Raw genomic sequence first — 22471 nt, forward strand, 5'->3', positions numbered from 1 at the left:
GGTCCGGTCCCGGGCCGCGCCCGGGTCAGTCGCGGCAGTCGGCCCCGGCGGCGCACTCCCGCACGAGCCGCATGACCACGCCCTGCTCCTGGTCCGGGCCGCCGGTGCCGTTGGCCAGCACGTACAGCTCGCCGCGGGCGTCCTCGCCGAAGCCGAGGACGAACACGTTGAGGTGGCCGTTGACGAGGTTGAACACCTTCGGCGTGCGCCGCTGGGGGTCGGCGCGGTCGGACTCGTCGACGTACAGGACGCGCCCGTTGCCGGAGTTGAAACCGTCCGAGTAGTCGCCGAAGACGTAGGTCCCGTGCAGCTCCGGGAGGCTGGAGCCGCGGTAGACGAAGCCGCCGATGGTGGCGACCCCCTCGTCGTGGTCGTACTGGGCGATGGGGTCGGCCAGGCCGGGCGGCGAACCGGGCGCGTCGGCGAAGACGAACCCGTCGGAGGCGAAGCCCATCAGGTCGGTCCCGCCCGGGTCGAACAGGAACGTGCCCTCCTTCACGCGCCACCCGTAGTTCCCGCCCTGCCGGATGCGGGCGTTGACCTCCTCGAGCTGGTTCTGCCCCACGTCCGCCGTCCAAACAAGGCCGGTGCCGCCGAGGTCGGCCCGGTCGGAGGAGGCCCGGAACGGGTTCCGGAATCCGAGGGCGAAGACCTCCGGCGCGCCGCCGGCGGCCGGGTCCAGGCGTAGGATCTTGCCCAGCGGGCTCGCCGGGTCCTGCGCGTTGCCCGCGCCCTCGTGGCTGATGCACGGCCCCTCCCCCGCGAGGCCGAGCTGCCCGTGCTGGTCGTCGGCGCAGCCGCCGTCGCCCGACGTGACGTAGAGCAGGCGGCGGTCTGCCTCCGTGGACCCGAAGAACAGGGCACCGCCGTTGTGGTTGAACTGCGGCTCCTCGATGGTGAGCACGGTCCTGCTGGTGGCGTTGGCCGGGGTCAGGGCCGCACGGCCGAGGGGGTCCGCGCCGGGGTCCGGCACCGCCCATTCGCGCACGGTGGCCAGGTGGTTCGGCTGCTGGTCCGGCGTGGAGGCCGTCCCCGGGATCGGTTCCGAGGTCATCGTGTACAGCAGGCCGTTGGCTGCGAAGTCCGGATGGAACGCCGCGCCGAGGAACCCGCGTTCGTCCGCGTCCAGGATCAGCGGAACGAGCAGCGCCCCGGTGTCCAGGACCCGGTTCTTGGCGCCCGTCTCCGTGTGGACGGCCCAGAGGGGCCCGTCTTGGTCGACGACGAACAGGACCTCCGGGTGGCCCGGGGCGAAGGTTCCCCAGTTCGGGGCGGTGAGTCCGTCGCCTTCGGCCAGGGTCTCCAACTCCAGCTGGATGGCGCCGTCGGCGATGTGTCCGGGGATCGGGTCGTCGATGGGTTCGCCCGGGCCGGGCGGGCCCGCGGCCACGCCGGAGCCGGCGGCAACGAGGGTGAAGGCCGCGGCGGCCAGGGCCGCCAGGGCCCCCCGACGCGTTCGTGGTTGTGTCTGCATGGCAATCGCCGTCCTAGGGGGGACCGGTCGAGACCGCGGGTGGGGAGGGAAGGGGCCCGCGCCGGGGCGGGGTTCGCTGCCGCCCACCGGTTCGGCCATCCCCCCGGATGGCCGCCGCGGGACCCGGGACGCCTGCTGACCAAGGGTGAGGCGGCCATGCTATACCCGCCCCCGCACGGCGGGTAGAGCGCTGGAACGCGCCCGCACGGGACGCCCGGACAGGGCGCCCGACGCGGCGGGCGGCCCGCCCGGGGCGCCCCTCCCGGAGACGGGCGGCGCCGCGCCCTGGCCCCTCCGGACCCGGCGCGGCGCCCGCTGCCGTCCCGGCTAGAGCGCGGCCTCCGCCCGCTCCCCGGTGCGCACCCGCACCACCTCCTCGACGGCGGTGGTCCAGACCTTGCCGTCTCCGGCGCGGCCCGTGTTGGCCGCCGCGACGAGGACCTCGACGACGTCGCTCGCCCACTCGTTGGCCACCAGCACCTCGATGCGGACCTTGGGCAGCAGGTCCACCGTGTACCCGGCCCCGCGGTAGACCTCCGTGTGCCCGCGCTGCCGCCCGTAGCCGCTGGCCTGGCTGACGGTGAGGCCCTGGACGCCGTAGTCCTCGAGTGCGCCGCGCACGGCGTCCAGCTTGTCCGGCCGGACGATGGCGGTCACGAGCCTCATGCCGCCGCCCCCTCGGCACGGGCGGCCAGGTGTCCGCTGGTGGCCGGGTGCGGGACGAACGTCCCCGTGGTGCCGAGTCCGCCGAACTCGTAGCCGGTCTCGGCGTGCTCCGACAGGTCGATGCCGGCGCGCTCGTCCTCGGCGCCGATCCGGAAGCCGAGGGTGGCGTGCAGGGCGGCGGCGATCGCCGTCGTCGCGAGCGCCGTGTACGCGACCGACACCGCGACGGCGACCGACTGCGCGACCAGCTGGCCGGCCCCGCCGCCGTAGAGCAGGCCGCCGGCGGTGTCCGCCGAGGGCAGGGCGACGAACCCGAGCGCGAGCGTGCCGACAAGGCCGGAGACCAGGTGGACGCCGACGACGTCGAGCGAGTCGTCGTAGCCCCACCGGTACTTCAGGCCGACGGCGAGCGCGGAGGCCACGCCCGCGACGATGCCGATCCCGATCGCCGCCACCGGGGCGACGTCGGCACAGGCCGGCGTGATGGCCACCAGGCCCGCGACGACGCCGGAGGCCGCGCCGAGGGAGGTGGCGTGCCCGTCCCGCAGCCGTTCGGTCGCCATCCAGGCGAGCATCGCGGCGGCCGGGGCGGCGAGCGTGTTGACCCAGATAAGCCCCGCCTGGGCGGCGTCCGCGGCGGCGCCGCCGTTGAAGCCGAACCAGCCGAACCACAGCAGGGCCGCGCCCAGCATGGTCAGCGGGATGTTGTGCGGGCGCTGGCCGGGGTCCTTCCCGAAGCCGATGCGGCGCCCGAGGACGACCGCCAGGACCAGGCCGGCGACGCCGGCGTTGATGTGCACCACGGTCCCGCCGGCGAAGTCGATGGCCTCCCCCACGCGGCTGCCGATCGCCCCCTCGGCGGAGAGCAGGCCGCCGCCCCACACCCAGAACGCGACCGGAGCGTAGACGACGGTGACCCAGACGGGCACGAACACCATCCACGCCGAGAACCGGGCGCGGTCGGCGACCGCCCCGGCGATCAGTGCGACGGTGATGATCGCGAACGTCCCGGCGAAGCCGGCGGAGACCAGCCCGGCCGGCTCCATCGTCCCGGCCAGGCCCGCCTGCGTGAGCGGGTTGCCGAACAGCCCGGCGACGCTTTCCCCGCCCCCGGCCATCGAGTGGCCCCACAGCACCCACACCACGGCGGTGCCGCCGATGGCGGCGAAGCACATCATCATCATGTTCAAGACGCTCTTGGCGCGCGTCATGCCCCCGTAGAAGAAGGCCAGGCCCGGGGTCATGAGCAGCACGAGCGCCGCGCTGACCATGACCCACACGTCGTTGGGCGACAGCTCCATGTCGTCCCCTCCCGTCCGTTGCGGCGGGGCCCTCCCGCCGCTGCTCCCAGCCTGTCGCGGCGCTGTTTCGCGGGGCGCGCGCAGGTGTTGCGTACCGGTTACGGTTCCGGCCGCGGCGTTAACGGCGCGCGGCGGGCATGTTGCGGGCGCGTTACGGCAGCAGGGCCGGCGGGCGACCGCGGGGCGGGGCGCCCCGCCGGGTCCCGGAACGACGGCGGCGGGCCGGGACCCTGGGGTCCCGGCCCGCCGTGGCCGTCGAGGTGCGGAGCGGTCAGTCGAGGAGCGCGTCGACGAACTCCGCGGCGTCGAAGGGCGCCAGGTCGTCGGGGCCCTCGCCGAGCCCGACCAGCTTCACGGGCACGCCGAGCTGGCGCTGGATGGCGACGACGATGCCGCCCTTGGCCGTCCCGTCGAGCTTCGTGAGGACGATGCCCGTGACGTTGACGACCTCGGAGAAGACCTTCGCCTGGCTGAGCCCGTTCTGGCCGGTGGTGGCGTCGAGGACCAGCAGGACCTCGTCGACGGAGCCCTGCTTCTCGACGACGCGCTTGATCTTGCCGAGCTCGTCCATGAGCCCGGCCTTGTTCTGCAGGCGCCCGGCCGTGTCGATGAGCACGACGTCGACCTCCTGCTCGATGCCCGCCTTGACGGCCTCGAACGCGACCGAGGCCGGGTCGGCGCCGTCGACGTCGGACTTCACGGTGGGCACGCCGACGCGGGAGCCCCACGTGGCCAGCTGCTCGGCGGCGGCGGCGCGGAAGGTGTCGGCGGCCCCCAGCAGGACGTCCTTGTCCTCGGCGACCAGGACGCGGGCCACCTTGCCGATCGTGGTGGTCTTGCCGACGCCGTTGACCCCCACGACCATCACGATGCTGGGCCGCCCGTCGTGGCGGTCGTCGTTCAGGGTGCGGTCCATGGAGGGGTCGACCAGGGCGAGCAGCTCCTCGCGGAGCATGGAGCGCACGGCCTCGGGGTCGCGGTGCCCCTCGACCTTGACCCGCTCGCGCAGGCGGTCGACGAGCTCCATGGTGGGCTCGGTCCCGAGGTCCGCGAGCAGGAGCGTCTCCTCGATCTCGTCCCAGACGTCCTCGTCGATGTCGTCGCGCGAGAGCAGGGCGAGCAGGCCCTTGCCCAGCGCGTTGTTGGACTTGACGAGCCGGGCGCGCAGGCGCCCCAGGCGGCCCAGGACGGGCGCCGGCGTCTCGACGGCGGGCCCGGTCGGCGCGGGGGCCTCGGCCTCCGCGGCGGCGCCGGGTTCCCCGGGCGCGGGCGGCGCCTCGGCGGCGGGCCGCTCCCCGAGGAGCGTGCCGCCCCCGGGGGCGGGGTCGTTGGGGTCGCGGGTGGTCGTGTAGGTCCCCGGCCGGGTGCGCCGGCCGCGCACCAGGAACGCGGCCCCGATGCCCAGCAGCACGAACACGACGACGACGACGGCGATCAGGATCAACAGGTCTGTAGGCACGCCCCTAGACTAACGGCCGCCCCGGCCCGGATAGACTCCCAGCGACATGCCACTGCTCCGTTCGGCCGCCGCGCCGCGCCCACCGGTCCCCCGCGAGATCCGCGTCCTCATCGCGGCCGCGTTCGTCATCGCCCTCGGGTTCGGGCTCATCGCGCCGGTCCTGCCGCAGTTCGCGGCCAGCTTCGACGTCGGCATCGCCGCCGCGAGCTTCATCGTGAGCGTGTTCGCGTTGGCGCGCCTGGCCTTCGCGCCCGTCTCCGGCCGGCTCACCACCCGGTGGGGCGAGCCCGCGACGTACGTCGGCGGGGTGCTCATCGTGGCCGTCTCCACCATCCTGTGCGGCTTCGCGGCGGACTACGTGCAGCTCCTCGTCTTCCGGGCGGCGGGCGGGCTGGGCTCGACCATGTTCACCGTCTCGGCGATGTCGCTGATCGCGCGGCTCGCGCCCGAGGAGAGCCGGGGCCGCATCTCCGGGCTCTACGCCGGGGCGTTCCTGCTCGGCAACATCGCCGGCCCGGTCCTGGGCGGCCTGCTGGCCGGGCTGGGCTACCGGGTCCCGTTCTTCATCTACGGCGGCGCCCTGCTCGTGGCGGCGGCGATCGTCTACGGGTCCCTAGTCGGGGTCCGCGGCGGCCGCCGGCGCCGCGAGCCGGACACCCGCGCGACCGTCCCGCTGGGCGAGGCGCTGCGCTCCCCCGTCTACCGCGCGGCGCTGGCGTCGGGCTTCGCCAACGGCTGGTCGAACTTCGGCGTGCGCGTCGCCCTGGTGCCGCTGTTCGCCGCGCAGGCGTTCACCCAGGGCGCCGTGCTGGCCGGGCTGTCCCTGGGCCTGTTCGCCATCGGCAACGCGGCGGCCCTCACCCTGGCGGGGAACTTCACGGACCGGCACGGGCGCAAGCTGCCCGTGATGGCCGGCCTGGCCGTCGGTTCCCTCGCCATGGCCGGCCTCGGACTCACGGACAACGTCCCGGCCTTCATCGCCCTGTCGATCATCGCCGGTGCGGGGACGGGCTTCATGAACCCGGCCCAGCAGGCCGCGGTCGCCGACGTCGTCGGGCGCGGCAACAACGGCGGCAAGGTCCTGGCGACGTTCCAGATGGCCCAGGACACCGGGGCGATCCTGGGCCCGGTCATTGCCGGCGCCCTCGCCGACGCGGCCGGCTACGGCTGGGCCTTCGTCCTCACCGGGCTCGTCGGGCTCGCCGGCGCCGCCGGCTGGATCCCCGTGCCCGGCCGGTCCCGCCAACCGGACGGTCTCGCCGGGTAACGGGCCCCGGCGCGGCCACCGCGCGGTGCACGCCCCTCCGCGCCGACGGCCGCCGTCGTCCCCCTCCGGCGCCTCCTGCTTCCCCTCCCGTCCCGGCCCTGCCGCGGCGTGCGGCGGCCCTTGACCGCCCCCCGGGGCCGTGTTTGGGTCGGTCGGAACGGCCGCACACCCCCCGCGGGCCGTTCCCCGACAGGAAGGATCCGATGTGAAGAACGTCTTCGTCCTCGGCCTGACCGACTTCCAGGCCGGCGAGCTCGGCACCGTGCGCGGCGCGGAGAACTACCGGTTCCATCCGCTGCTCTCCTACGACCGGCTCGTGGTCGACCAGGACATCGACTTCGGGGCGCGCCTGTCCGAGGCCCGGGCGGTGCTCGACGCGTTCGACGGAAGCGTGGACGCCGTGATCGCCCACTGGGACTTCCCGACGAGCGTGCTCGGGCCCATCCTCGCCGCGGAGCGCGGCATCCCCGCCCCGTCGCTGTCGAGCGTGCTCAAGTGCGAGCACAAGTACTGGAGCCGCCTCGAGCAGGCCGCCTCCATCCCGGAGTGCGTCCCCGCGTTCAGCTCGTTCGACCCGTTCGACGACGACGCCCTGGCCGGCATCGACGTGGACTTCCCGTTCTGGGTCAAGCCGGTGAAGGCCCACTCCTCGAACCTCGGGTTCGAGGTGCGCAACGAGGAGGACTTCGCCGACGCCGTCCGGCAGATCCGCGAAGGGATCGAACAGGTCGGCGACGCGTTCAACGAGGTCCTCGGGATGGTCGACCTGCCGCCAGAGCTCGCCGGCGCGGGCGGGAACACCTGCCTCGCGGAGCAGTTCGTCACCGGCATCCAGGCCGCCCCCGAGGGCTGCGTGAGCCACGGCCGGTTCTCCGTCCACGGCGTGTTCGACATGCACAAGGACGCGGAGGGGACCAGCTTCGAGCGCCTCGACTACCCCGCGCACACGGTCCCGGAGTCCGTCCAGGAGCGCATGATCGACCTCTCCCGGCGGTTCCTCGAGCACATCGGCTACGACAACGCCTGTTTCAACGCCGAGTTCATGTGGGACCGGCCCCACGACAAGCTCTGGCTCATCGAGGTCAACACCCGCATCTCCCAGTCCCACAGCGACCTGTTCGCGAAGGTCGACGGGGTGAGCAACCACGAGGTCGCGATCGACGTCGCCCTCGGCCGGGAGCCGGACATGCCCCACCGCCAGGGCCGGTTCTCCGTCGCGTCCCAGTGCATGGTGTTCCACGACGAGGACGGGATCGTGGCGAGCGTCCCCGGCGACGAGGACCTGCGCCGGCTCGCGGAGGAGATCCCGGGCGCGCACTTTGCGCCGCAGGCCCGCGTCGGGGACCGCCTCTCCGAGCTGCCCAACCAGGACAGCTACCGGTACATCATCGGGATCGTGTACCTCGGGGCGTCCGACCGCGACGAACTCCTCGAGCGCTACCGGCGGGCCGTGGAACTGCTGCCCTTCTCCTTCGACCCGCCGCCGACCGACTGATCCGCACGCCCCCGCCCCGACGCCCCCGCACAGGAGGAATTGGATGCACACCGTCGAGAACCTTCCCCACGACGTCCGCTCCATCGAAAACGTCTTCATCCCGCTGCGCGACGGCTCGCGGGTCGCCGCGCGGATCTGGATGCCCGCCGACGCGGAGCGGCAGCCCGTCCCGGCCATCCTGGAATACATCCCCTACCGCAAGCGCGACAACTCCCGGGCCCGGGACGAGCTGAACCACCCGTACATCGCCGGCCACGGCTACATCGGGGTGCGCGTGGACCTGCGCGGCAGCGGGGACTCCGACGGGGTCCTCGCCGACGAGTACCGTCCGCAGGAGCACGAGGACGCGGAGGACGTCATCGCCTGGCTAGCGGACCAGCCCTGGTGCGACGGCAACGTGGGCATGATGGGCATCTCCTGGGGCGGCTTCAACGCCCTCCAGCTCGCCGCCCGCCGGCCCCCGGCCCTCAAGGCCATCATCAGCGCCTCCGCGACGGACGACATCTACGTGGACAACATGCACTACATGGGCGGGTGCCTGCTGGGCGACAACCTCTCCGAGGCCACCGTCATGTTCGCGTTCAACAGCCTGCCGCCGGACCCGGAGATCGTCGGCGAGCGCTGGCGGGACCTGTGGCACGAGCGGCTGGACGGCAGCGGGCTGTGGATCGAGAAGTGGCTCGAGCACCAGCGCCGCGACGACTACTGGAAGCCGGCCTCCGTGTGCGAGGACTACTCGGACGTCCGCATCCCCGTCCTGGCCGTCGGCGGCTGGGCCGACGGCTACACGAACGCGATCTTCCGCCTGATGGAGCACCTGGACGTGCCCCGCTACGGGCTGATCGGGCCCTGGGGCCACAAGTACCCCCACCAGGGCGTGCCGGGACCCGCCATCGGGTTCCTCCAGGAGGTGGTCCGCTGGTGGGACCACTGGCTCAAGGGGCGCGACACGGGCCTGGACCGGGAGCCGATGGTCCGGGCCTGGATGCAGGACCCGGTCTCGCCCAAGGCGACGTACGAGGACCGGCCGGGGCGGTGGATCGCCGAGCCGTCCTGGCCCTCCCCCAACATCGAGGTCCGGCGCTGGGAGCGGGGCCGGCACCGGCTGGTGCGCGCGGGCCGCGACGTGGAGCGGGGCGGGGACGTTGCGCTGCAGTCGCCCCTGAGCGTGGGGATGTTCGCGGGCAAGTGGGCCTCCTACGCGGCCCTGCCGGACCTGCCGTTCGACCAGCGCGAGGAGGACGGCGGCTGCCTCGTGTACGAGACGGCCCCGCTCGCCGAACCGATCGAGGTGTTCGGGCGCCCCTGCTTCGAGGCGGAGGTCTCGGCGGACCGCCCCGTCGCCCAGCTGGTCGCCCGGCTCTCCGACGTCGCCCCCAACGGCGAGGCCACGCGCGTGACGTACGGGCTGCTCAACCTCACGCACCGCGACGGCAGCGAGGACCCGCAGCCGCTGGTGCCCGGCGAACGCTACATGGTGCGGATCGAGCTCAACGGACTGGCCCAGCGCTTCCCGGCCGGGCACCGGATCCGCCTGTCGGTCTCGACGTCGTACTGGCCGCTGGTGTGGCCCAGCCCGGACGACGTGACCGTCACGCTGCACCCGGGCGGCTGCCTCGAGCTGCCGGAGCGCGCCCCGCGGGCCGACGACGGCGAACTCCGCCCGTTCGGCGAGCCGGAGGCCGCCCCGGAGCTGGAGACCACGCTGGTCGAGCCGGGCAGCCACCACTGGCGGGTGCACCGCGACCTGGAGACGAACGTGTCCACGGTGGAGATCGTCAACGACCAGGGCATGTTCGAGATCGACGAGACCGGGACCCGGATCCGCCGCGAGTCGGACGAGTGGTACAGCTTCCGCTGGAACGACGTGAACTCGGTGCGCGGCGAGACGCGCACGCTGCGGCGGTACGAGCGGGGCGACTGGCGCACGCAGGTGAACACGCGCACCGTCCTGACGTCCACGCCCACGCACTTCGTCGTGACGGCGCAACTGGACGCGTACGAGCTGGACGAGGAGCGCGGGAACCCGCGGGTGTTCTCGCGGAACTGGCAGCGGGAGATCCCCCGGGACCTGGTCTAGCGCCCGCCGGTTGGCGGGGCGGCCTCAGTCCGCCCCGCCCTCCGCGCCGGCCCGCTCCAGCCGCTGGCTGACCACCAGGGACACGCCGTCGCCGCGCATGCTCACGCCGTACAGCGCGTCGGCGACCTCCATGGTGCGCTTCTGGTGGGTGATCACGATCAGTTGGCTGGACTCGCGCAGCTCCTCGAAGATGGTGATCAGCCGGCCCAGGTTGGTGTCGTCGAGGGCCGCCTCGACCTCGTCCATGACGTAGAACGGGGACGGGCGGGCCTTGAAGATGGCCACCAGCAGGGCCACGGCCGTGAGGGACCGCTCCCCGCCGGAGAGCAGCGAGAGCCGCTTGATCTTCTTGCCCGCGGGCCGGGCCTCGACCTCGATGCCGGTCGCGAGCATGTCCTCGGGGTCGGTGAGCACGAGCCGTCCCTCGCCGCCCGGGAACAGGCGCCCGAAGACCCGCTCGAACTGCACGGCCGTGTCCGCGAAGGCCTCGGCGAAGACCGTCCGCACGCGCTCGTCGACGTCCTTGACGATGTCGAGCAGGTCCTTGCGGCTGGATTTGAGGTCCTCCAGCTGCGTGGCGAGGAACCGGTGCCGCTCCTCGAGGGCCGCGAACTCCTCCAGGGCCAGGGGGTTCACCTTCCCCAGGGAGGCCAGGTCCTTCTCGGCGCGCTTGAGCCGCCGGCGCTGCTCGTCCCGGTCGAACGGAACCCCCTCGACCACGGGGTTCCCCTCGTCGTCGACCTTCTGGCGCAGGGCCGCCCACTTGTCCCCCGTGGCCGCGGCCTCGACGGGGACGGGCAGGTGCGGGCCGTAGTGCTCCACGAGGTGCTCCGGGGTCAGGCCGAGCTCCTCGACGGCGCGCTCGCCGAGGGCCTCGAGCCGCAGCCGCTGCTGGGCGCGGGCGAGCTCGTCCCGGTGCAGGGCCGCGGCCAGGTCGGCGACGCGCCGGGCAAGCCGGTCCGCCTCGGTGCGCAGGGCCCCCAGCTCCTCCTCGAGCCCGGCCCGTTCGGCCTCGACCGCGTCGCGCTCGGCGCCGGCGGCCTCCAGGGACCCGTCGCACGCGCGCAGGGCCAGCCGGGCGCCCGCCTCGACCGCGCGGGCCCGGGCGGCCTGGCGGCGCCGCCGCGCGGCCTTGCGCTCGGCCGCCTCGCGGGCCGCCCGCTCGGCGGCGGCCGCCCGGCGCAGGGACTCGGCGCGCCGCTCGAGGCCGGAGGCCTGCTCCTCCTCGGAGCGCAGGGCGAGCCGGGCGTCCATCTCGGCCTGGCGGGCGTCGCGGGCGGCCGCGGCCAGGGCGTCCCGCCGCTCGTGGGACGGTTCCTCGTCCGCGGGCGCGGACTGGGCCGCCTCGAGCCGCGCGGTGAGCTCCTCGAGCTCGGCGGCGGCGCGCGAGCGGGCCTGCGCGGCCTCCCCCTCCTGCCGGTCGAGCCGCTCGAGTTCGCCCTCCGCCTGCCGCATGGTCGAGCCCAGGTGCCCGAGCCGCTCGGCCACGCCGGCGATCCGGGCGTCGGACTCGTGGAGCCGTTCCAGGGCCGCGTCGGCCCGCTCGCGCGCGCCGACGAGGCGGTCCCGGAGTCCGGCCGCCTCGAAGCGCAGCCGCTCCCAGCCGGCCTCGGCCGCGGCGAGCGCCGCCGTCGTCTCCTCGACGGCGGCCTGCTGCTCGAGCAGCGAGGCGCCGGACCCGCCGCCGCCGGCGATGCCGGCGGCGGAGTAGCGGTCCCCGTCGGGGGTCACGAACACCCAGCCGGGCGCCCGCGGGGCCAGCGCCAGCGCCGCCGCGGCGTCGGGGACGACGGCGGTGCGCGCCAGGTGGAGCGCCAGCGCGGCGGCCAGCGGCCCGGGCGCGCTGACGAGCCCGGCCAGGGGCAGGGCCGGCTCCGGCGGGGCCTCAGGGGCGGGGGCGCCGGGGGCGTCGGCCACCAGGACGTGCACGCGGCCGGAGCCGGAGGCGCGCAGCCCGGCGACGACGGCGGCGGCCGCGTCGGCGCCGTCCGCGGCGAGCCCCTCGGCGAACGGGCCGAGCGCGGCCGCGACGGCGGCCTCGTGGCCCTTGGCGACGGTCAGTTCGTCCGCGAGCCGGCCCCGGATCCCCGGGGCCCCCTCGGCGAGCACGGCGTCCGTCGCGTCGCCGCGGGACAGAGCGGAGCGCAGCGCGTCCAGCCGCGCGGCGAGGGCTCCGCGTTCGCGGTCCGCGGCACGCTCGCGCTCGGCGAGGGACGCGAGCTCCGCCTCGATCGCTTCGACGGCGGCCATGGCCTCCTCGTACTCGGCGTCCAGCCCCTCCTCGCCGTCCTCGACGCCGGCGGCCTGCTGCTCCAGGTGCGCGAACTCGCCGCGGGCCGCGTCCCGCCGGGCGGCCGCGGCGTCGCGCGCCTGGCGCAGCCGGCCCCGCTCGGCCTCCGCGGACTCGATCCGCGTGCGGGCGGCACCGACTTGGCCCGCGAGCCGCGCGAGGCCCTCGCGGCGGTCCGCCGCGGCGCGCAGCAGGGCGGTCAGCCGCCGGTCCTCGTCCTCCGCGGCGCGCTCGGCCTCCGCGCGCTCGCCGCGGGCGCCCTCCAGCCGGCCGCGGGCGGCCTCCACGGCGCCGCGGGCGGTTGCCGCCTCCTGTGCGGTGCGCGCCGCCTGCTCGTCGAGCGCGTCCGGGTCCCGGCCGGGGGCGGGCGCCTCCTCGCGCCCGAGCAGGCGGGCCCGCTCCTCGGCGAGCGCGGCCAGGGAGCGGAACCGCTCCCGGGTGGAGCCCAGCGCGTACCAGGTGTCGCGGGCGGCGTGCACGGCCGGCGCCAGCCGGGCCGCCTCCGCCTCGAGCGCGGCGAGCCTCCCCGCGGCCCGGTCGCGCGCGGCCGCCGCGTCGTCGTGTTCCGCGCGCAGGGCCCCGTCGGCCGCCGCGTCGCGCTCGAGCTCGGTGCGGAGGCGGACGATGTCGTCGGCGAGCAGGCGCGACTTCGCGTCCCGGACCTCGTGCTGGACGGTGCGGGCCCGCCGCGCGACCTCGGCCTGCTTGCCCAGCGGCGCCAGCTGGCGGCGGACCTCGGTGGTGAGGTCCTGGAGCCGGGACAGGTTGGCCTGCATCGCGTCCAGCTTCCGCAGGGTCTTCTCCTTGCGGCGGCGGTGCTTGAGGATCCCGGCGGCCTCCTCGATGAAGCCGCGGCGGTCGTCGGCGGTCGCGTGGAGGACCCGGTCGAGCTGGCCCTGGCCGACGATGACGTGCATCTCCCGGCCGAGGCCGGAGTCGGAGAGCAGCTCCTGGATGTCCAGCAGCCGGCACGGGGAGCCGTTGATCGCGTACTCGGAGCCCCCGGAGCGGAACAGCGTCCGGGAGATGGTGACCTCGGCGTAGTCGATGGGCAGGGCGCCGTCGGCGTTGTCGATGGTCAGCGAGACCTGGGCGCGGCCCAGCGGCGCCCGGCCGGCGGTGCCGGCGAAGATCACATCCTCCATCTTGCCGCCGCGCAGGGTCTTGGCGCCCTGCTCCCCCATCACCCAGGCGAGGGCGTCGACGACGTTGGACTTGCCGGAGCCGTTCGGCCCCACGACGGCCGTCACCCCGGGCTCGAATTCGAACGTCGTCGCGGACGCGAACGACTTGAATCCGCGGACGGTGAGCGTCTTGAGGTGCACCCGTCCAATCTACCGGCCCGCGCCGCGCGGGCGGCCCATGCCGCTCCCGGGATATGTGCCATCGGGGCCCGACCGTGCATAGTTAACGCTTGGGCAACGGTTCCGCGGCGGGGCTTCCCGGCGGGGCCACACCACCAGAAGAAGGTTGGATACTTGGACGGCAATGCGACGTTTCGGCACGAGAACGCGGCGATCCTCTCGGTCACCGCGGTGGAGGCCCCGGTGGTGGTCGACTCCGCGGACTTCGACCGCCGCCTCGCCCCGAGCCTGAAGCGGCTCCGCCTGTCGCGGCGCCTCCTGGAGCGCGTCGCCGGGGTGGGCGAGCGGCGCTGGTGGCCCGAGGGGACGGCGTTCGACGACGGCGCGATCGAGGCCGGCTCGAAGGCCCTGGCCGAGGCCGGGATCGAGCCCGAGCGCGTGGGACTGCTGATCAACACGTCCGTCACGCGCGCGAACCTCGAGCCCTCCGTCGCCGTCCGGATCCACCACGGCCTGGGCCTGCCCTCCTCCGCACTGAACTTCGACGTCGCCAACGCGTGCCTGGGCTTCGTCAACGGGCTGACCCTGGCCGCGAGCATGATCGACGCGGGGCAGATCGAATACGCGCTGATCGTCGCCGGCGAGGACGCCCGGCCCACCCAGGAGCGCACGTTCGAGCGGCTCAACCGGGCCGACTCCACGCGCGAGGACTTCCTGCGGGAGTTCGCGACCCTGACGCTCGGCTCCGGCGCGGCCGCCGCCGTCGTCGGCCCCGCCGACCGGCACCCGGGCTCGCACCGGATCCTCGGCGGCGTCTCGCGCGCGGGCACGGAGCACCACGGCCTGTGCGTGGGCGGGCACTCCGGCATGTTCACGGACACGAAGGGCCTGCTGGAGAACGGGCTCGAGCTGGTCGTGGCGGCGTGGGACGAGGCCCACCTGCGCGGCTGGGACTGGCGGCGCATGGACCGCTACGTGACCCACCAGGTCTCGAAGTCCTACACGAACGCGATCGTCAAGGCGGTGGACCTGGTCCGCGAGAAGGTGCCCGTGACGTTCCCGAAGTGGGGCAACGTCGGCCCCGCGTCCCTGCCGATGACGCTGGCGCACGAGGCGGACACCCTCGCGCCGGGCGACCGCGTGCTGTGCATGGGGGTCGGTTCGGGCCTCAACACGACGATGATGGAGCTGGCGTGGTAGCTGGCCCCTGGCCCGGGGTGCGCGCCGGCTGGTCCCGGTTCGTGTCCGTCCCCGCCGCGGACGGCTCGCCGCGCCGCCACCAGTGGCACGTGCTCGACAACGCGGACGAGTTGGCCAGCCGGGGCGCCGAACCGGCCGGAACGCTGCTGTGCGTGCACGGCAACCCGACCTGGTCCTACCTGTGGCGGGGCCTGGTCGCCGCCGCCACGGACGCGCCGCGGCCGTGGCGCGTCGTCGCCGTCGACCAGCTCGAGATGGGCTACTCCGCGCGCACGGGCACCGCACGCCGGATAGCGGACCGCATCGCGGACCTGTCGGCGCTCACCGCCGAGCTGGGCCTGGCGGGTCACGTCGTCACCGTCGGCCACGACTGGGGCGGCCTCGTCTCCCTCGGGTGGGCGCTGCGCCACCCGGGGCTGCTGGCGGGCACGGTCCTGCTCAACACGGCCGTCCACCCGGCCGGGCACGCCGTCCCGGCGGCCCTGAAGGCCGCGCTGCATCCGGCCGTCCACGCCTGGGGCACGGCCGGGACGACGGCGTTCCTCGACACGACGCTCTCGCTGGCCCGGCCGCGCCTGCCCCGCCGGGTGCGCGCGGCCTACCGCTCCCCGTACCGCAGCGCCCTGCGCCGCGCGGGGATCCGGCAATTCGTCGCCGACATCCCGGCCGGCCCGGCCCACCCGAGCTGGGACACGCTGGAGTCCGTCGCCGAGGGGGTCCGGGGCCTCGAGACGCCGGCCCTGCTGCTCTGGGGCCCCGAGGACCCGGTGTTCTCCGACCGCTACCTGGCCGACCTGCAGGAGCGCCTCCCCCACGCGGACGTCCACCGCTTCGAGGGGGCCGGACACCTGCTCGCCGAGGACCGCGACACCGCCACGCCGATCCTCGAGTGGCTCGACGCCCGGGTGCCGCGGGACGCCGCCGTCGGGGGGCCCCGCCCGGCCCCCGCCGGGGCCCGCCCGGAGGGGCGCCCCTACCGCCCCCTCGCGGCCGAGCTCGACGCCCGCCGCAACGACGCCGCGACCGCCGTCGTCGACATGGGCCGGGACGGCGCGGCCCCGCACCGGCTGGCCTGGGCCGGACTGGCCGCCCGCGTGGACGCGGTGGCCGCGGGCCTGGCCGCCCACGGGGTCGGGCCCGGTTCACGGGTCAGCCTGCTCGTGCCACCGGGCACCGACCTGACGTGCCTCGTCTACGCGTGCCTGCGGCTGGGGGCCGTGATCGTCGTGGCCGACGCCGGCCTGGGCACGCGGGGGCTGGGGCGCGCCGTGCGCGGGGCCCGCCCCGACGTGCTCGTGGGGATCCCGCGGGCGCTGGCCGGGGCCCGGGCCCTCGGCTGGCCCGGCACCCGCATCCTCGTCGGGGACCTCCCCCGGCCCGCCCTGCTGGCGCTGGGGGCCGCCGACACCCTCGCCGGCCTCGAGGCGGCCGGACGGGACCGCCCCGTCGCGCTGCCCGAACCGACGCCCGACGCCGACGCGGCCGTCCTCTTCACGTCCGGCTCCACGGGGCCGGCCAAGGGCGTCGTGTACACGCACCGCCAGCTCGCGGCCATGCGCGACACCCTCCAGTCCACGTACGGGCTGCGTCCCGGGACCGGCCTCGTCGCGGGGTTCGCGCCCTTCGCCCTGCTCGGGCCGGCGCTGGGGGCCGTGTCCGTCACGCCGGACATGGACGTCACGGCCCCGAAGACGCTCACGGCCCGGGCCCTCGGCGAGGCGGCCGCAGCGATCGGCGCCACCGCCGTGTTCGCCTCGCCCGCCGCCCTGGCCAACGTCCTGGACACGGCGGACGGCCTGGGCGCCACGGGCCGGGAGGCGCTGGCGGGCGTGCGCCTCATGCTGTCCGCCGGCGCCCCCGTGCCGGAGCCGCTGCTCGGCCGGCTCCAGGACCTCCTCCCGGCCGCCTCCCTGCACACCCCCTACGGGATGACCGAGACGCTGCCGGCGACCGACATCGACCTGGCCGGGATCCGGGCCGCCGGGCCGGGCAACGGCGTGTGCGTCGGGCTGCCGGTCGCGGGCGCGCGGGTGGCGGTCCTGCCGTTGCGCGCGGACGGCTCCGTCGCCGCCGAACCGACCACCGCCCCGGGGACCACGGGCGAGATCGCGGTGTCCGCGCCGCACACCAAGGACCGCTACGACCGGCTCTGGGCCACCGAGCACGCGTCGTCGTCCCTGCCGGGCTGGCACCGCACGGGCGACGTGGGGCACCTCGACGCCGACGGCCGGCTCTGGGTCGAGGGGCGCCTGGCCCACGTCCTCGCCACGGCCGCGGGCGTCGTCACGCCCGTCGCCCCCGAGCACGCGGCCGCGACGGTCGACGGCGTCTCCCGCGCCGGCGTCGTCGGCGTCGGCCCACACGGCGCGCAGGTGCCCGTCGCCGTCGTCGAGACCCCGCGGCCGGGTGTCCGGCCGGGACCGGCCGACCCAGCGCTCGCCGGGGCCGTGCGCCACGCCGTCCGCCACCACACGGGTGTGCGGCTGGCCGCCGTCCTCGCCGTCCCCGAGCTGCCGACCGACATCAGGCACAACGCCAAGGTCGACCGCACGCGCCTCGCCCGCTGGGCCGGACGCGCGCTGGCCGGAGGGCGGAGGCCGCGGCTGTGACCGGGCGCGGCGGGACGAACGCGGCCGGTGCCGTGCGCACCGCGCGGCCGGACGCGGAGCCTGCCGGGTGGCCGGAGGCCCCCGGCCGGCGCGTGGTGGTCACCGGTGCCAGCGGCATGCTGGGCGGGGCCGTGGCGTCCCGCCTCGTGGGTGCCGGCCACGCCGTCCGCACCTTCCAGCGCGGCCCGGCCCGCGTGCCGGGGACGGTGGCCGGGCGCGGCTCGGTCGCCGACCGCGGCGCCGTCGCCCGGGCGCTCGAGGGGGCCGACGCCGTCGTCCACCTGGCGGCCAAGGTCTCGTTCACCGGCGAGTGGGCCGACTTCGTCGCCACGAACATCGAGGGCACGCGCAACGTCCTGCGGGCCGCGCGGGAGGCGGGCTGCCGCGACGTGGTCTTCGTCTCCTCCCCGTCCGTCGCACACGCCGGCCGCCCGCTGGCCGGCGCCGGGGCGGACCCGGCGGACCCGGCCGCGGCGCGGGGCCACTACGCCCGGTCCAAGGCGGAGGCGGAGCTCCTCGCCCTGGCGGCCGACGGCGACGGGCTGCGCGTGGGGGCGGTCCGCCCCCACGTCGTCTGGGGCCCCGGCGACACGCAGCTCGTGGAGCGCGTCCTCGCGCGCGCCGCGGCCGGCCGGCTCCCGCTGCTCGACGGCGGGGCCGCCCTCATCGACACGACCTACATCGACAACGCCGCCGACGCGATCGCCCGCGCCCTCGACCGGTTGGACCGGCTGCGGGGCCGCGCCGTCGTCGTCACCAACGGCGAGCCGCGGCCGGTCGGCGAGCTGCTCGCGGCGATGTGCGCCGCCGGCGGCGTGCCCGCGCCGCGCCGCTCCGTGCCGGGGACCGCGGCCCGCGCGGCGGGGGCCGCCATCGAGGCTGCGTGGCTGCTGGCGGGGCGCCGCGGCTGGGTGCGCGACGAGCCGCCCATGACCCGGTTCCTGGCCGAACAGCTCTCGACCAGCCACTGGTTCGACCAGCGCGCGACCCGCGAGGTCCTCGACTGGGAACCGCGCGTGGGGCTGGACGAGGGACTGCGCCGGCTGGCCGCACACTATGGCGGGCAGGGCCCGCAGAATCCGATACCAACCCCAGGGAGAGGCTAGCCATGGACCCGCTCGAGATGATGAACGACTGGCCGGTCGAGCATGCGGCGGCCGCCGTCGTGGACGCCGGCGGCACCGTCGCCGCGTCGGCCGGCGACACGCGACGCGCGTTCCGTCTGGCGTCGGTCACGAAGCCGCTGGCCGCGTACGCGGTGCTGGTGGCCGTGTCGGAAGGCGCGCTGGAGCTGACGACGGCGGCCGGGCCGGAAGGCGCCACCGTCGAGCACCTGCTGGCCCACTGCGCGGGCTACGACTTCTCGGGCCGCGACGTCCGCTACGCGCCGGGCGAGCGCCGGCTGTACTCGAACGCGGGCTTCGAACTACTCGGGGAGACGGTCGAGCAGGCCACCGGGTTCGGGTTCGGCGAGTACCTGCAGGAGGCGGTGCTCGCTCCGCTCGGCATGGACGCCACGCGGCTGGAAGGATCCCCCGCCGCGGACGCCGTCTCCTCGGTGGACGATCTGGTCCGTTTCGCGGCAGAGCTCCAGTCGCCCACACTGCTGCCCCGGGAGACGGTCCGCGAGGCCACGTCCGTCCGCTTTCCCGGGCTGGCCGGCGTCCTGCCCGGGTTCGGCCGCCAAAAGGAGAACGACTGGGGGCTCGGCTTCGAGATCCGCAGCCGCAAGGAGCCGCACTGGACCGGGGCTCTCAGTTCCCCGGACACGTTCGGGCACTTCGGCCAGTCCGGGACGTTCCTGTGGGTGGATCCCGAGGCGGGAGTGGCGTGCGTCGCCCTCACGGACCGGGACTTCGGGCCGTGGGCCGTGGAGGCATGGCCCGCCTTCACCGACGCCGTCCTGCGCCGGTACGGCCGCCGGACGGGCTAGGAAAAGGCCAAGACCCCCCGGGACTTCACGCACTGTCGCGGGTCTGGGGCGGCCAGCGAGGCGACCGCCACCCGCGGCTTTGCCCCTGCGGCGCCGCCTGTCGGCGCCCCGCCCTACGGTGGGCACGCGCCTGGATCCCTGGGGGCGCCAGAGCAACCGGACGCTTGCCGCCGAGTCCCTGGTCGGGACGCCCGCGCTCCGGGAGCCGGCAGCGGTGGTCCTGCCGCGGACTCAGGCGGGCGGCGCACCGCCGGCACCGCTTCGCGCGGGCCGCAGAAGCGGAACTAGGCCGGCCAGCGCGGGTCCGGAACCACGCGGAGCCTCTGCTGGGACTTCTCCAGCCGGCGCCGGTAGACGTTCGCGGACTGCGGCGTCACGGTGGCCAGCAACTTGATGTACCGGCGGTAGTAGTTCAGGACGGTCGCGGGATCGCTGTCCATGATGAGTTCCCCGCGGTCGATCCACAGGACCCGGCTGCACATGTCCTTGATCACGCCGATGCTGTGGCTCACAAGGAACACACAGCCGGCCTGCGCCCGCAGCTCGTCCATGCGCACCTTGGTGCGTTCCTTCACGGCCGCGTCGCCCGTGTTCAGGGCCTCGTCGATCACCAGGATCTCCGGATCGACGCTGGCGGCGATCGCGAAGCGCAGCCGCGAGGCCATGCCGGCCGAGTAGGTCCCCATGGGCAGGTCGATCTCGTCCGGAAGATTCGCCAGGCGCACGATCGACTCGAACTTCGCGTCGATCTCCGCGGGCTGCATGCCCATCGCCAGGCATCCCAGGTAGACGTTCTGCCGTCCGGACAGCGTCGGCTGGAGGGCTGCGTTGACCCCCAGGAGGATCGGCGTGCTCGACGCGTAGACGGCCCCGGAGGTCGGCGCGAGCTGCCCGCTGATCAGCTTGCTGAGCGTGCTCTTGCCCGAACCGTTCCGGCCCACGATGCCGACCGCCTCGCCGTGCTCGACGACGAGGGACAACGGCTTCAGCGCGTGGACCTTGACGGTCGGCTTCCGCCGCAACAGCGTGTTGGAGACGCGCCGCCCCCACGGGAGTTCCGCCGCGGCCTTCTCCGAGCGGGTGGGCACCGTGTAGGTCATGGCGACCCTGTCGAGGACGACGGCGGGGCGTTCGACCCGCCGGACGTCCTCGGCGGCCTGGGGGTTCTGCTGCTCGGTGGTCATCAGGATTCCTTCCCCAGCTTCTCCTCGCGGAGCCAGAAGACGATGAAGCCCACGGCGAAGAGGCCGGCCGCCCAGCCGCCCAGGATCAGCCACGATCCGGCCTCCGGCAGGCGTTCGTACAGCATCAGGTCGCGGGTCATGTCCAGGACCTGGTGCATGGGGTTGAGCTCCAGAACGGCCAGGAGCTGGGGGTTCTGGGTGAAGCGTTCGTACGAGTAGAAGACGCCCGAGGCGTAGAGCCAGATGCGCATCCCGAACGTGATCAGGTTGGCCACATCCGTGACGGTGGCTACGATCGGGGCCAGCAACAGCGAGATGCCGAGGTTCAGCAGGTACTGCAGCGCGACCACGGGGACGACCAGGAGCCAGCGCCACGTGATGGTCTCCGCGTCGGGCAGGATGATGATCATCACGACCATGGCCACCAGTGCGGGGACGACGGCGAGCAGCTCGCGCAGGTTCACCGCGATCGGCAGGGTGGCCCGCGGGAAGCGGAATGCCGAGATCATCGTGCGGCTCTGCTGGATTGAGCGGGCGCCGTTCGACACCGCGCGGCTCGTGAAGCTGAACATGAACACGCCGATGATCAGGAAGCCCAGGAAGTTCTCGATGCCGCGGCTGGTGCCGAGCAACAGGCCGAACACCAGGAAGTACGTCAGGCCGTTGAGGACCGGGGTGAGCACGAGCCACACGTTGCCCAGCAGGGAACCGTGGTTGCGCGTCTCGACCCGGGCCTTCGAGTCCTCCATGATGAAGTGCCGGTAGCGCCACAGGCCGCCGATGTACTCCGGCAATGACTTGCGGCGGCCGATCCGCACCAAGGAGCGCGTGTCGACCGCCACCTCCAGCGTCGGGCGGGCCGTTTTGGCCGGCCGCGCCAGTCGGTTGCCGAAGAGCGGCTTGGACACGGAACCTCCACGTCGTGCTGGGAACGGGGCGCCCCGCACTGCACGTAGCGGGCCGGGCGTGCCCCAACTCTACCGCCGCGCGTCCGGCGCAGGCGCATTTCGGTAGAGTGGCAGGGAACGTCACGTCCCCACCGAAGGAAGCACGGCTGCGAATGAACCCCATGGTCATGCCCATCTACGGCACCCGCCCCGAGGCCATCAAGATGGCGCCGATCATCAAGGCCCTCCAGGACTCGCCGGAGCTGGAGTGCACCGTCGTCGTCACGGGACAGCACCGCGAGATGCTGGACCAGGTCAACGAACTGTTCGACATCGTCCCGGACCACGACCTCAACATCATGCGGCCGAACCAGGGCCTGTGCGGCATCCTGACGCGGACCATCGACGGCCTCGACGCGCTCTTCGCCGAGCGCAAGCCCGCCGCCGTCGTCGTCCAGGGGGACACCACGACGTCGACCGCTGCCGCCATCGCCGCCTTCTACCACGGCATCCCGGTCGTGCACGCGGAGGCCGGCCTGCGCAGCTTCGACCTCTTCTCCCCGTTCCCGGAGGAGGCCAACCGCAAGCTCACCTCCCAGATCAGCAGCCTCCACCTCGCCCCTACCTCGGTCAGCCGCGGCAACCTGCTGCGCGAGGCCGTGGCGGAGCAGGACGTCGTCGTGACGGGCAACACGGTCATCGACGCACTGCTGACCACGGTCGAGAAGCAGGTTCCGTTCAGCGACCCCGCGCTGGAGGAGCTCGCCGCCTCGGGCCGCAAGGTGCTGTTGGTCACCACCCACCGCCGGGAGAACCAGGGCGACGCGATGCGCGGCGTCGGCCGCGCGCTCGCGCGCATCGCCTCCGCCAACCCGGACCTGACGATCGTCCTGCCGGCACACCGCAACCCGGTCGTGCGTGAGGCCGTGCTGCCGGCCCTCGAGGGCGCCACGAACGTCGTCGTGACCGAGCCCCTCGCGTACGGCGAGTTCACCCGCCTGATCTCCCTGGCCCACGTCGTCCTCACCGACTCCGGCGGGGTCCAGGAGGAGGCGCCCAGCCTGGGCAAGCCGGTCCTGGTCATGCGGGACAACACGGAGCGCCCCGAGGCCGTCGACGCCGGCACGGTCTCCCTGATCGGCACGGACGAGGAGCGGATCGTCGCCGAGGTCACGAGCCTGCTCGAGGACCAGGGCCACTACGACAAGATGGCCAACGCCGTGAACCCGTACGGCGACGGCCGCGCGGCCGCGCGCACCGTGGCCGCCATCGCCGAGCTGCTCGGGGTGGGTTCGCGCATCGACGAATTCTCGGTCTAGCGC

At 74.6% G+C, this 22471-nt stretch carries 15 protein-coding genes; 8 read left to right on the plus strand and 7 right to left on the minus strand.

Going from position 1 to position 22471, the window contains the following annotated elements:
- Positions 1-25 precede the first annotated feature (25 nt).
- The 4 genes from AC1Q5D_RS03020 to ftsY form a co-directional block, all read right to left on the minus strand.
- Entirely contained in the window at positions 26-1474 is a 1449-nt protein-coding gene (locus tag AC1Q5D_RS03020; RefSeq protein WP_481737090.1) for a PQQ-dependent sugar dehydrogenase, read from the minus strand.
- Between the two features lie 327 nt (positions 1475-1801).
- Positions 1802-2140 (minus strand): P-II family nitrogen regulator, encoded by a 339-nt coding sequence (locus AC1Q5D_RS03025; RefSeq protein WP_481737091.1) that lies wholly within the window; start codon positions 2138-2140, stop codon positions 1802-1804.
- Positions 2137-3441 (minus strand): ammonium transporter, encoded by a 1305-nt coding sequence (locus tag AC1Q5D_RS03030; protein ID WP_481737092.1) that lies wholly within the window; start codon positions 3439-3441, stop codon positions 2137-2139. The genes AC1Q5D_RS03025 and AC1Q5D_RS03030 overlap by 4 nt, the downstream gene beginning before the upstream one ends.
- A gap of 271 nt (positions 3442-3712) precedes the next feature.
- On the minus strand, positions 3713-4852 hold the full coding sequence (gene ftsY / locus AC1Q5D_RS03035; protein WP_481737310.1) for a signal recognition particle-docking protein FtsY: 1140 nt from the start codon (positions 4850-4852) through the stop codon (positions 3713-3715).
- Between the two features lie 94 nt (positions 4853-4946).
- On the opposite strand from ftsY, the gene AC1Q5D_RS03040 reads away from it, so the two are divergent.
- The 3 genes from AC1Q5D_RS03040 (at position 4947) to AC1Q5D_RS03050 (ending at position 9742) form a co-directional block, all read left to right on the plus strand.
- On the plus strand, positions 4947-6167 hold the full coding sequence (locus tag AC1Q5D_RS03040; protein ID WP_481737093.1) for an MFS transporter: 1221 nt from the start codon (positions 4947-4949) through the stop codon (positions 6165-6167).
- Between the two features lie 205 nt (positions 6168-6372).
- Positions 6373-7662, plus strand: a complete 1290-nt coding sequence (locus AC1Q5D_RS03045) for an ATP-grasp domain-containing protein (protein ID WP_481737094.1) — start codon at positions 6373-6375, stop codon at positions 7660-7662.
- A gap of 43 nt (positions 7663-7705) precedes the next feature.
- Positions 7706-9742: a CocE/NonD family hydrolase gene (locus tag AC1Q5D_RS03050; RefSeq protein WP_481737095.1), complete on the plus strand. Its 2037-nt coding sequence runs from the start codon at positions 7706-7708 to the stop codon at positions 9740-9742.
- Between the two features lie 24 nt (positions 9743-9766).
- Here AC1Q5D_RS03050 and smc read toward each other — a convergent pair whose 3' ends face one another.
- Entirely contained in the window at positions 9767-13357 is a 3591-nt protein-coding gene (gene smc / locus AC1Q5D_RS03055; protein WP_481737096.1) for a chromosome segregation protein SMC, read from the minus strand.
- Positions 13358-13510: 153 nt separating this feature from the next.
- On the opposite strand from smc, the gene AC1Q5D_RS03060 reads away from it, so the two are divergent.
- Genes AC1Q5D_RS03060 through AC1Q5D_RS03075 form a run of 4 tightly spaced genes read left to right on the plus strand, consistent with a single transcriptional unit; the run spans position 13511 to position 19078 of the window.
- Entirely contained in the window at positions 13511-14536 is a 1026-nt protein-coding gene (locus AC1Q5D_RS03060; RefSeq protein ID WP_481737097.1) for a 3-oxoacyl-ACP synthase III, read from the plus strand.
- The gene (locus AC1Q5D_RS03065) at positions 14530-17145 is read left to right on the plus strand and encodes an alpha/beta fold hydrolase (RefSeq protein WP_481737098.1); all 2616 of its coding nucleotides are present in this window, start codon (positions 14530-14532) and stop codon (positions 17143-17145) included. Before AC1Q5D_RS03060 ends, AC1Q5D_RS03065 begins: the two co-directional genes overlap by 7 nt.
- Before the next feature lie 32 nt (positions 17146-17177).
- Positions 17178-18251: an NAD-dependent epimerase/dehydratase family protein gene (locus AC1Q5D_RS03070; RefSeq protein ID WP_481737311.1), complete on the plus strand. Its 1074-nt coding sequence runs from the start codon at positions 17178-17180 to the stop codon at positions 18249-18251.
- A gap of 2 nt (positions 18252-18253) precedes the next feature.
- Positions 18254-19078, plus strand: a complete 825-nt coding sequence (locus AC1Q5D_RS03075; RefSeq protein ID WP_481737099.1) for a serine hydrolase domain-containing protein — start codon at positions 18254-18256, stop codon at positions 19076-19078.
- Between the two features lie 284 nt (positions 19079-19362).
- Here AC1Q5D_RS03075 and AC1Q5D_RS03080 read toward each other — a convergent pair whose 3' ends face one another.
- Positions 19363-20262, minus strand: a complete 900-nt coding sequence (locus AC1Q5D_RS03080) for an ABC transporter ATP-binding protein (protein WP_481737100.1) — start codon at positions 20260-20262, stop codon at positions 19363-19365.
- A complete protein-coding gene (locus tag AC1Q5D_RS03085; protein WP_481737101.1) occupies positions 20262-21170 on the minus strand; it encodes an ABC transporter permease in 909 nt (302 codons plus the stop codon). The genes AC1Q5D_RS03080 and AC1Q5D_RS03085 overlap by 1 nt, the downstream gene beginning before the upstream one ends.
- A 152-nt stretch (positions 21171-21322) precedes the next feature.
- Here AC1Q5D_RS03085 and wecB point away from each other — a divergent pair, with 152 nt between their 5' ends.
- Positions 21323-22468 carry a non-hydrolyzing UDP-N-acetylglucosamine 2-epimerase gene (gene wecB / locus AC1Q5D_RS03090; RefSeq protein ID WP_481737102.1) on the plus strand — a complete coding sequence of 382 codons (1146 nt, stop codon included), beginning with the start codon at positions 21323-21325 and terminating at the stop codon, positions 22466-22468.
- The last annotated feature ends 3 nt before the right edge of the window (positions 22469-22471 follow it).

It is taken from the genome of Arthrobacter paludis (assembly GCF_056782315.1).

Excerpts from the sequence above, each read along its gene's own strand:
- AC1Q5D_RS03040 (WP_481737093.1), top strand. The coding sequence starts at position 4,947 with ATGCCACTGCTCCGTTCGGCCGCCGCGCCGCGCCCACCGGTCCCCCGC.
- AC1Q5D_RS03020 (WP_481737090.1), bottom strand. The coding sequence starts at position 1,474 with ATGCAGACACAACCACGAACGCGTCGGGGGGCCCTGGCGGCCCTGGCC.
- AC1Q5D_RS03025 (WP_481737091.1), bottom strand. The coding sequence starts at position 2,140 with ATGAGGCTCGTGACCGCCATCGTCCGGCCGGACAAGCTGGACGCCGTG.
- wecB (WP_481737102.1), top strand. The coding sequence starts at position 21,323 with ATGAACCCCATGGTCATGCCCATCTACGGCACCCGCCCCGAGGCCATC.
- AC1Q5D_RS03050 (WP_481737095.1), top strand. The coding sequence starts at position 7,706 with ATGCACACCGTCGAGAACCTTCCCCACGACGTCCGCTCCATCGAAAAC.
- AC1Q5D_RS03080 (WP_481737100.1), bottom strand. The coding sequence starts at position 20,262 with ATGACCACCGAGCAGCAGAACCCCCAGGCCGCCGAGGACGTCCGGCGG.
- AC1Q5D_RS03075 (WP_481737099.1), top strand. The coding sequence starts at position 18,254 with ATGGACCCGCTCGAGATGATGAACGACTGGCCGGTCGAGCATGCGGCG.
- AC1Q5D_RS03030 (WP_481737092.1), bottom strand. The coding sequence starts at position 3,441 with ATGGAGCTGTCGCCCAACGACGTGTGGGTCATGGTCAGCGCGGCGCTC.